The following is a 10,222-nucleotide window of genomic DNA, read 5'->3' as shown; positions in this document are numbered from 1 at the left end:
GGAGGAATTTTTTATGAGTGTAAAGGACATGATCAAAAAATCAGTTCTGGAATCCGGAGCGTTTACCAATTATGATGTTCCGGGGATTCTCACAGCTCTTGCGGCGGCTCTGCTGTTAGGGGCGCTGATCTATCTGGTATACCGGAAGTTTTACGCAGGAGTTGTTTTTTCAAGAACATTTGCTGTTACTCTGGTGGGAATGACAGTGCTTACCTGTATGGTAACCTTGGCTATCAGTACCAATGTGGTAATTTCACTTGGTATGGTAGGAGCGTTGTCCATTGTCCGTTTTCGTACAGCAATTAAGGATCCTATGGATCTTTTGTATTTGTTTTGGGCAATCACCACAGGAATTACGGCTGGAGCGGGAATGTATGTCCTGGCGCTTTTGGCGGCTGCGATTATGATCCTGATGATCGTATTGTTTTATCACAAACAGCAGAGAGGAAAAATCTATATTGCAGTGATCCACTATACAGGAGACCAGGCAGGGGATGAGGTAATCCGCTGCTTTGGAAAAAGAAAGTATTTTGTCAAATCCAAGACCATGCGCAAAGAAAAAACAGAGATGGCAGTGGAATTGTACTGCCGACAAAATGACATGGATTTTATGGAAAAAATCCGCAGCATTGAAGATGTAGAAGATGTCACTCTGATTCAGTATAATGGAGAATATCACGGATGAAAAAGATTCTGGCAGCAATGTTGCTGATTCTGATAGTCATTCTGGCAGCTGGCGCAGGTTATCAATGGTGGTCTTCCGGAAATGGAAACAAAAAGCAGTTTCAGAAATCCCAGGAGATTTTTGGAAATCCGCTTATGGGATATGCACCAAGTGCCTGGTATGAGAATGTGTCAGAGGATATTTCGCTTTTGTATATGGACATTACCTGGGCAGAATTAGAGCCGGAAGAAGGGGTGTATGACTGGGATTCCATAGAAGAGGAAAACCAGATAAACAGGTGGAAAAAAGAAGGAAAGCATCTGATCCTTCGTTTTGTCTGTGACATTCCAGGTGATGAGAAACATATGGATATCCCCCGGTGGCTGTATGAGAAGACGGGGGAAGACGGAACCTGGTATGACGGTGAATATGGAAAAGGATATTCACCGGATTACAACAATAAGGTTTTTATAGAAGAGCATGAGAAGGCAATCAAAGCCCTTGGAGAGCATTTTGGAAAAGACGGGCTGATCAGTTATATTGAGCTTGGAAGTCTTGGACATTGGGGAGAGTGGCATGTAAATTACAGCGAGGGGATTACGAGAATCCCTGAGGAAGCTGTAAGAAACCAGTATATTATGCCCTGGCTGGAAGCTTTTCCCGGCGTAAACATGCTTATGAGAAGACCTTTTCATATTGCAGAAGCTTATGGAATGGGGCTTTATAATGATATGACCGGGCATAAAGAGTCCACAGAAGAATGGCTGACCTGGATTCAGGAAGGTGGAGATTATGGACAGGCAGAGGAGAAAGATGCGCTTGGCAGTATGCCAGACTTCTGGAAGACAGCTCCATCGGGCGGTGAATTTACCAGCTCTGTTTCCATGGAACAGATGCTGGTGACAGATCTGGAACAGACTGTAGAATTGGTCCGGAAGTCTCACACTACATTTTTAGGTCCGAAATATGCAGACAGTCAGTATAAAGATGGCTATGACAAAGTGCTTTTGAATATGGGGTACCGCCTGTGGATCTCAGAAGCTGCCTGGAAAAGGGAGGGGCAGGAAGATTGCCTGTGCCTGACCTGGAATAATGACGGCGTTGCTCCGCTTTACAAAAAATGGCCGGTATATCTGTATCTGGAGGATCCCTCTGGAAATATAGTGGAGAAGACTGAAATCAATATGCTTCTTTCTTCTGTTTTACCAGATACACAGCTTATTACTCGGACTGTATTTGAAACCCGGGATATTCCGGCACTTTTGAAGGAGGGATATGCTCTATCTGTGGGAATTGAAGATCCCATGACAGAAAAGCCTGGCGTAAGGCTGGCAATGGAATGTGCTTATCAGAATGGCAGAAATATACTATGGCAGAAGGAAAAATAGAGTGGCTTTCGGTCCCTTTGCTTTCGGAAGAACCGGTAATAAAAAGTTGGAAGAGGTAGAGAAATGTCAGAAAAAATAGTGAAATACGAGTATGAATATGGCCTGTGTAAACGGATGCACTACCGTGGATTATGGTGCGTGCGTTATGAAGGTGTGCCAGGGCATTTTGAGAAAGCGGGTATGGCCTGTTCCTGTGCAGTGGATGGCTGTGATAAGGATTGTGCAGTTATGGAAAGTGCGGATGCCGTTATTGATCCGGAGTGGGAGTGGCATATGCTGGACAATCCGCCTGGAAGATAGAAAAAAATTACGGCAGAGACAGGAAGAACTGCATATTATACCATAAGGCATGAAAACCGGAGTTGATAGTATGAGTCTGGCGGAATCCTTAAATTGGGAGCAAGAAGAGCAGTGCACATCCGTTTTTCCACGGTCTGTTACCAACCGGAAAAATCAGGAAAATTTAAAATTGTCAGAGAAAAAGGAATTATTAAAGAAAATCGCAGATATTCTTGCAGAGGAAAAATGGATTACCTCAGCTGAATTGTTGGTTTTGAAGGAAAAAATAGAAAAATACGGTGGCACTTTATGACCAGGGCGGTGATCTACTGCCGGTGCAGTACAGAAGAGGAGTGCCAGAAGGATGCGCTTATAAGACAGGCGGCGGAGGCAAGAGAATGCGTCCGCCGCCTGAACTGGTCCTTAGAGGATGAATATATAGAAAGCAGGTCCGGCACCAGCACCCGGGGACGGGAACAGTACCAGCGGCTTTTTTCTGACCTTCTTAGAGATAAATTTGAGATTGTGGTGATAAAATCCCAGGACAGACTGATGCGAAACACAAAGGACTGGTATGTTTTTGTGGACCGTCTCGTGACTTGTGGCAAACGGCTGTATCTCTATCTGGAAAACCGTTTTTACAGTGCAGATGACAGTCTGATCACTGGAATCAAGGCAATTCTGGCAGAGGAATACAGCCGGGAATTAAGCCGTAAGATCAATAACGCCCACCGGAACCGGCAAAAGACTGGAAGTGCCCTGATGCTTACTTCCAATACTTATGGCTACCGGAAGCTGCCAGATAAAAGCCTGGCGATCATAGAGGAAGAGGCACAGGTGAAAAGAAAAATGTATGAGCTTTGTGCAGGAGGTCTTGGCAGCAGATGTATCGCCCGGATCCTGCGGGAGGATGGTGTGCAGAAACGAAATGGAAGCTTTTTTACCGATTCTGATATCCGCCGCATGATCCGAAATCCTGTCAATAAAGGTACTGTGGTCATGAACCGGAAACATTATGATTTTGATACCAGGCAGGTGGTAAAAAATCCACAGGAACAGTTTTATATTTATGAAAACCGGATTCCGGCAATTGTGTCAGAAGAACTGTGGAAGGCTGCCAATGAAGAAATCGACAAAAGAAAGAAACCTGTCGGAAACCAGAAGAGAACGGCCAGGTGCTTTGGAGTAAATCCGGGAAAGCATGTGTTTAGCGGAAAATTGGTCTGTGGTTTGTGCGGGGCCCCTTTTTACCGGACAACAAGAAAGAGAAAAAACTATAAAATCCATGAATGGAAATGTAAAACTTATCTGGAACAGGGGAGAAAAAAGGAGGAAAAGCCAGGCGGCTGTGCCAATATCCATCTGGAAGAGGAAAAGTTGTTTCTTCTTCTGGAAAGGTCCGGAGGAAAAGAAATCCTGCCAGATCAGGAATGGGAGATTACGGATTTTTTTATGCAGCTTTTGAAGGAAAGTCTGGAAGAAAACCAAAAGAAGGATTTGGAAAAGTACGAACAGCTGAAAAAAAAGATTAAATACCAGCAACAGCTTTTGCTGGACAAATATCTGGAAGGCCTGGTGGAAGAATCTCTTTACCAGATCAAGGAAAGGGAACTGCAAAATAAATTAAAGAACAACACCGGCAGCAGAACGTGCAGGCAGAAGAACAGGGATTTTCTGGCAGAGGAACAGGAAGAAGTGGAAAAAAGGCTTCGGGAGACAGAGCAGTTTTTAAAAGAACATCGTGTGGTTCTAAAGGCCTGCGTATTATGTGAGTTAAAAATGGTGGATAAAATTCTGATTTATCCGGATCATCTGAAAGTGGTAAAGAAACAGGGAAAATGCATTATTGCGGCAGAGACCTTTGATATGCTATACTGAAAAAATCGTAACTGCCCGTCATGTCTGCAGTTACAGACATTACTTAGAGCCTGTTTGAAAATCATTCCCGCAATCTGCACGCCTTGCTGTGCGGTATATTTTGTTCGAACAGGCAGAAAGGAACAGTATTATGAACATCAGAAAATCTACACTTCAGGATCTGCCACAGATACTGAACTTATATAAAATTGCCCGGGAATTTATGAAAAACAACGGTAATCCAAACCAGTGGGAGGACCGCTACCCGGAAGCTTCCACGGTAGAAAATGATATAAAAACAGGAATTTCCCATGTATGCGTGGAAAATGGGGAAATTGTGGGAACATTTGTATTTTATACAGGAGAAGATCCTACTTACCGTGTGATCGAAAATGGTGAATGGCACAGTGACAGGGAGCCCTACGGCGTGATTCACAGAGTTGCTTCCAATGGGGTGACAAAGGGTGTGACCAGGGCTGCATTTTCTTATGGGTTGGAGAGAAGCGGATATGTGCGCATTGATACCCATGAGGACAACAAGCCCATGCAGGGCGCTTTGAAGAAATTTGGTTTCAGGGAATGCGGTGTGATCCATCTGGAAAGAGGAGCGGAGAGGATAGCCTTTGACTGTCGGAAAGAGTGGCTCTGAAAAATAAAATTAAATTTCTTTTTTGAAGAAATACGGAATTGCACTTCGTTATAGAAAATTGGAAAGAGAAGAGGACAGCATTTTGGGGAAACTGTCAGAATGCGTACTCACTGGAATGTCTGACTTCCATATATGATCAGGTAGCCAAGCCCCTGTCTTGCACCGATGAATTCGCCTATGATCACCCCTACCAGGCAAAGACCGATATTTACTTTCATATTTGCAAGAATAAGGGGCACGGAGGAGGGCAAAACAATTTTTAAAAGTTCTTCTTTTTTACCGCCTCCAAGTGTGCGGATCAGCTTCAGCTTTTCCTGGCTGATCTCCCCGAAGCCTGTATACAGGTTCAGAATCGATCCAAAAATTGCCACAGACATACCTGCAACAATGATGGTCCGCTGACGGGCACCCAGCCATACAATGAGAAGGGGGGCCAGGGCAGACTTAGGAAGGCTGTTCAGCACTACCAGATAAGGCTCCAGTACTTTTGCAAGTCTGGGGCATCCCCACAGCAGAATGGAAATGCCAAGACCCAGGACTACTACGAAGAGGAAACTAAGAAGAGTTTCTTTCAGGGTGGCGCCAATGTGGATGAACAGCGAGTGGTTTTGGGCCATCTCCACAAAGGTTTTGAAGATCATGGAGGGGCTGCTGAAGATGAAAGAGTCGATCCAGCCAGCCCTTGCCAGGATTTCCCATTGTGCCAGAAAAATAAGAAAGACCAGAAGCCTTGCGCTTACAACAAGGCGACGGTCCCTTTTCTGACGGGCAAGATATGCTTTTTGAGTGGGGGAAGGTTCATGCATTCTGATTCAACTCCTTCCAGATCAGATTAAAGTAGGATTTGAAAGCCGGGGCATTTCTCGAAGAAAGGGGCGTGCGGTCTTTCATATCCAGATCAATGGGAACAATCTTTATTACAGTGGCAGGACGCTTTGAAAGAATCAGTACCCGGTCTGCCATGCTGATGGCTTCGGAAATATCATGAGTGACAAGAATAGCCGGCTTTCGTTGTTTTTTCAGGATTTTTCCAATGTCATCACTTACGTTCAGCCGTGTCTGGTAATCAAGTGCGGAGAATGGTTCGTCGAGAAGCAGAAGATCCGGTTTTAATGTAAGGGTGCGGATCAGTGCCGCCCGCTGCCGCATGCCGCCGGAAAGCTGGCTTGGACGACTGTCACGGAATTTGTCCAGCTCATAAAGCTTTAATAGTTCATCTACATAGGAAAGATTGTCTTTTGTGAGTTCGCCTTGTATTTCCAGTCCAAGGAGAACATTGCGGTAGATGCTGCGCCATTCCAGAAGGTGGTCTTTTTGAAGCATATAGCCAATACGGGCGCTGTCCTTGTTCAGTGGCTTTCCATTCATAAGAATGGTTCCGCTTTCCGCATGTAAAAGCCCGCAGATCAGATTCAGCAAAGTGGACTTTCCACAACCGGAAGGCCCCACGACAGCCAGAAACTCTTCTGGCATAAGATGAAAAGATATATGAGAAAGGGCAGCCGTTTCCCCGGATAAGCTATGGTAAGAAAGGCACACATCCTTTACTTCCAGAAGCGGATTCATAATCAAACCTCCATTTTCGTATAATTTATGATATGCTTTTGGGGTGGGGTGTGTTATAATGAAGTGATTTATCTATGTGCAGAGTGTAGCGAAGAGGAGTTCGCGGTTCCTGTACCGACAATTTTTTTTAGAAAGAAAATAATATTATGAGTAAAAAGCAAACGGTTTTCAACCTGTTATTTCTGGTGATCGTTTTCGGTCTTACCATGTACCTGGTTTTTCGCGGCAAGGACATCGGGGATATTATCAGTACTGCCAGGGAAGCTGATGGGAGATATCTGCTTCTGAGCCTTGTGTGCGTGGTACTTTTTATCCTCGGCGAATCGGTTATCATTTTTTATATGATGAAAACACTTGGAGCCAGTGTGAAAATGACTCATTGTGCACTGTACTCCTTTGTAGGATTTTTTTTCAGCTGTATTACTCCGTCTGCATCAGGCGGACAGCCCATGCAGATCTTTTACATGAAAAAAGATAAACTGCCTATTCCGGTAACCACTCTGATACTGATGATCGTTACCATCACCTACAAGGCAGTTCTGGTAGTGATCGGTGTTCTGATCTGTTTTCTGGGCGGTGATTTCCTGAGAGGCTATCTTGGGGACTATATGTGGGTGTTTTATCTTGGCGTGGGTCTGAATGTGTTCTGCGTTACCTTTATGATGATACTGGTATTTGCTCCCGGCCTTGCGAAATGGATCATGGTAAAAGGTCTGAAGATCATTGAGCATATCCGGATTCTGAAGCCTAAAAAGGCAAGGCTTGAGAAGCTGGAGGCTTCCATGGACCAGTATCACGCAACGGCAGCCTTCTGGGCCAGCCATAAGCGGATCATACTGAATGTATTTATCATTACATTTGTGCAGAGGTGTATTCTTTTCACGGTCACTTACTGGGTGTACCGCGCCCTGGGACTCCATGAGTATGGAATCCTGACCGTTACTATTTTACAGGCGGTGATTTCCGTATCTGTGGATATGCTTCCTCTTCCGGGAGGCATGGGAATCAGCGAGACATTATATATGGTGATGTTTGTACCCGTATTTGGACCGCTTTTGCTGCCATCTATGCTGCTCAGCCGTGGGATTTCCTATTACGGACAGATGCTGATCAGTGCACTTATGACCTGTGTGGCACATCTTACCATTGGAAGGAAAAACGAAGAGATACAAAGGATGTAATTAACTGCAATGAAGGAAGAACGTTTGAAAAAGGAGAAACAGGATATGCTTGGATTTTATGATTATACGGTGGTGCTTACATACATCAGTCTCGCTGTTTCCGTATTTGGAATGACAAGAGCACTGGAGGGAGACTTTAAAGTTGCAATTTTGTGTCTGGCACTGTCCGGACTTTGTGATATGTTTGACGGGAAAATTGCCCGTACAAAGAAGAACCGTACAGAGGATGAGAAGAAATTTGGAATTCAGATCGATTCCCTGTGTGATGTGGTATGTTTTGGTGTGTTTCCGGCAATGATCTGTTATTGTCTGGGAATGAACCATATCCCAGGAGTGATCATTCTCTGCCTGTATTGTGTAGCTTCTGTAATCCGTCTGGGTTACTTTAACGTAATGGAAGAGAAGAGACAGAACGAGACCTCCGAGCTTCGTCACTATTACCAGGGTCTGCCAATCACTTCGATGGCGATCATCCTTCCGTTCCTTTACCTGCTGAGAAGAGGATGCGGAAAAAATTTCCTTCTGATGATCCATGTGGCAGTGGTAGTAGTCGGAGTGCTGTTTATCAGTGATTTTAAGGTAAAAAAACCTCAGAATCCAATGGTGATCCTTCTGGTTGCCCTTGTGGCACTGGCACTTTCCATGATGTTTCATCTGTTATAAAACGGACATTCACCATATATGAAAGTCAGTTGTCTGGCGTCTGTGGCGCTTCTGCAGCTGCCGGCTGCATTCGTAATCCGGGCTGTCGCCAGACGATATCCATGAATTCGCTCATGCAGACATGGCTCATTTGTGGATGCCATCGGGAATTTTTATAGCAAATGCAGGGGAGGTATTATGAAATATATAGACAGAAAAGGCAACATCACAATAGAGGAGAACGGACAGGACAAATTTTTGCGCCATCTGTATAATGACTGGGGCGGACGTCTTTGCCTGAAGATCATAATACAGCCTTTTGTTACCAGACTGGGCGGCTGGTTTTTGAATACCAGGCTTTCTGCGAGGATGATTTCTGGATTTGTGGAGCGCAATCACATTGATCTTTCCGGCTGCACCAGACAGGTGTTTGCTTCCTATAACGACTTTTTTACCCGCAGGCTTAAAGAGGGGCAGCGGCCTGTAGCAGCGGATGACAGCGTACTGGTCAGTCCTTGTGACGGAAAGGTTACCGTGAGCCGTATTGGCAGTGATTCCAGATTTTATATAAAAGATACTCTGTATACTCTGGAACGCCTGCTGAAGAATAAAAAGCTGGCAAAGCGGTATCTTGGCGGTTATGCAGTGATCCTCAGGCTGACAGTCGATGATTATCACCATTACTGCTATGTGGCAGATGGAGAGAAAACTCCGGATGTAAAGATCCCCGGTGTTTTTCATACGGTAAATCCTGCTGCTAATGACGTATGCCAGATTTATCATGAGAATACCAGAGAGTATTGCCTGTTAAAAACAGAGCAGTTTGGAACCATTGCTATGATGGAAGTCGGAGCTATGATGGTGGGGAAAATTACCAATCTGAAACCTGGTGCCTGTGAAGTGAAAAAGGGTGAAGAAAAAGGTTATTTTGAATTCGGAGGTTCTACCATTGTCCTGCTTCTTCAGCATGGAAAGGTAAGGCTGGATTCTGATTTGATAGAGAATTCTGAAAATGGATATGAAACGATTGTAAGAATGGGTGAGAGAATTGGCAAATGTAAATTACCAAAAAGAGCTTGAAAAATTAATCGAACAGCATGAGAAAGAAGGAAAGGTTCCCAGACTTTTTCTTCATGCATGCTGTGCGCCCTGCAGCAGTTATGTCCTGGAATATCTTTCCAGGTTTTTTTCTGTTACAGTATTTTTTTATAATCCCAATATTTCTCCCAAGGAGGAATATGAGAAGCGGGTGGCAGAAATCCGCAGGCTGATCAGCGAGATGGAGTTTCTTCATCCAGTCGATCTGGTGGAAGGCGCGTATAGACCAGAGGATTTTTATGCCATGGCAAAAGGGCTGGAGGATGTACCGGAGGGAGGAGAACGGTGTTTCAAATGTTATCGGCTTCGAATGGAGGCAGCAGCAAAGCTGGCTCAGGAGGGCGGATATGATTATTTTACCACCACACTTTCCATCAGTCCTTTAAAAAATGCAGGAAAGATCAATGAGATAGGCCAGGAACTTGCACAAATCTATAAAGTGGAGCATCTTCCGTCTGATTTCAAGAAAAAGAACGGATATAAGCGGTCTATAGAACTTTCCCATGAATATGGGCTGTATCGGCAGAATTATTGCGGGTGTGTGTTTTCTAAGCGGGAGAGCATGGAGCGGGAAAAGCAGAAACAACAGAGCTGCATGGACTGTCAGTGAAACCATCTGATATTTTGCAAACAATAGTGCAGAGTCATGCACTTGCATGAATTTTGTGCATTGCAAAACGGTTTGATGCAGTAATGTATAGCGAAAATCATAATGAAAGACTCTTTGCAATTAGCAGAAAGTGTGATAAACTAGCACTTGATTGTAGTAAAGTTAGAAAGAATTTGTAAGGTTCCTATAATACTTCAAAGTGTATTTCTGTAAAATTCTTAAGCATCTTGCTTTTGGAATAAAAATATTGAAAAATTCGTGGAACTTTGCAGGAAATGAGGGAAAATA

Annotated in this window: 12 protein-coding genes; 10 read left to right on the top strand and 2 right to left on the bottom strand. The window is 44.3% G+C overall.

All coding sequences use genetic code 11. The features are described from left to right. Window positions 1–13: 13 nt before the first annotated feature. The 6 genes from I4V84_RS11875 to I4V84_RS11855 all read left to right on the top strand — a co-directional run bounded on the left by I4V84_RS11875 (window position 14) and on the right by I4V84_RS11855 (window position 4,837). Window positions 14–685, top strand: coding sequence for a DUF4956 domain-containing protein (locus I4V84_RS11875; protein ID WP_118581390.1), 672 nt, complete (start codon window positions 14–16; stop codon window positions 683–685). Then, window positions 682–2,052 carry a DUF4832 domain-containing protein gene (locus tag I4V84_RS11870; RefSeq protein WP_195992168.1) on the top strand — a complete coding sequence of 457 codons (1,371 nt, stop codon included), beginning with the start codon at window positions 682–684 and terminating at the stop codon, window positions 2,050–2,052. Before I4V84_RS11875 ends, I4V84_RS11870 begins: the two co-directional genes overlap by 4 nt. A 63-nt stretch (window positions 2,053–2,115) precedes the next feature. Continuing rightward, the gene (locus I4V84_RS11865) at window positions 2,116–2,352 is read left to right on the top strand and encodes a hypothetical protein (RefSeq protein WP_118581393.1); all 237 of its coding nucleotides are present in this window, start codon (window positions 2,116–2,118) and stop codon (window positions 2,350–2,352) included. Between the two features lie 169 nt (window positions 2,353–2,521). Next, the gene (locus tag I4V84_RS20165; protein ID WP_255610631.1) at window positions 2,522–2,644 is read left to right on the top strand and encodes a hypothetical protein; all 123 of its coding nucleotides are present in this window, start codon (window positions 2,522–2,524) and stop codon (window positions 2,642–2,644) included. Further along, window positions 2,641–4,209, top strand: a complete 1,569-nt coding sequence (locus tag I4V84_RS11860) for a recombinase family protein (RefSeq protein WP_195992166.1) — start codon at window positions 2,641–2,643, stop codon at window positions 4,207–4,209. The genes I4V84_RS20165 and I4V84_RS11860 overlap by 4 nt, the downstream gene beginning before the upstream one ends. 130 nt (window positions 4,210–4,339) lie before the next feature. Beyond that, window positions 4,340–4,837, top strand: coding sequence for a GNAT family protein (locus I4V84_RS11855; protein WP_118581402.1), 498 nt, complete (start codon window positions 4,340–4,342; stop codon window positions 4,835–4,837). 107 nt (window positions 4,838–4,944) lie between these two features. Here I4V84_RS11855 and I4V84_RS11850 read toward each other — a convergent pair whose 3' ends face one another. Then, complete coding sequence (locus I4V84_RS11850; RefSeq protein ID WP_195992164.1) at window positions 4,945–5,643, bottom strand: ABC transporter permease; 699 nt, start codon at window positions 5,641–5,643, stop codon at window positions 4,945–4,947. Then, the gene (locus tag I4V84_RS11845) at window positions 5,636–6,403 is read right to left on the bottom strand and encodes an ABC transporter ATP-binding protein (protein ID WP_195992162.1); all 768 of its coding nucleotides are present in this window, start codon (window positions 6,401–6,403) and stop codon (window positions 5,636–5,638) included. Before I4V84_RS11845 ends, I4V84_RS11850 begins: the two co-directional genes overlap by 8 nt. A 146-nt stretch (window positions 6,404–6,549) precedes the next feature. On the opposite strand from I4V84_RS11845, the gene I4V84_RS11840 reads away from it, so the two are divergent. The 4 genes from I4V84_RS11840 (at window position 6,550) to I4V84_RS11825 (ending at window position 9,934) form a co-directional block, all read left to right on the top strand. Then, window positions 6,550–7,584 (top strand): lysylphosphatidylglycerol synthase transmembrane domain-containing protein, encoded by a 1,035-nt coding sequence (locus I4V84_RS11840; protein WP_207748663.1) that lies wholly within the window; start codon window positions 6,550–6,552, stop codon window positions 7,582–7,584. Between the two features lie 9 nt (window positions 7,585–7,593). Then, window positions 7,594–8,247, top strand: a complete 654-nt coding sequence (locus I4V84_RS11835; RefSeq protein ID WP_334286070.1) for a CDP-alcohol phosphatidyltransferase family protein — start codon at window positions 7,594–7,596, stop codon at window positions 8,245–8,247. 177 nt (window positions 8,248–8,424) lie between these two features. Continuing rightward, on the top strand, window positions 8,425–9,306 hold the full coding sequence (locus I4V84_RS11830; protein ID WP_195992152.1) for a phosphatidylserine decarboxylase: 882 nt from the start codon (window positions 8,425–8,427) through the stop codon (window positions 9,304–9,306). Continuing rightward, entirely contained in the window at window positions 9,275–9,934 is a 660-nt protein-coding gene (locus I4V84_RS11825; RefSeq protein WP_173716235.1) for an epoxyqueuosine reductase QueH, read from the top strand. Before I4V84_RS11830 ends, I4V84_RS11825 begins: the two co-directional genes overlap by 32 nt. Window positions 9,935–10,222 lie beyond the last annotated feature (288 nt).

The organism is Ruminococcus sp. 1001713B170207_170306_F1, assembly GCF_015668065.1.
Taxonomy (GTDB): Bacteria; Bacillota; Clostridia; order Lachnospirales; family Lachnospiraceae; genus Blautia_A; species Blautia_A faecis.
The sequence above is the reverse complement of the archived record's forward strand: the minus strand, read 5'-3'. Positions and strand labels throughout refer to the sequence as shown.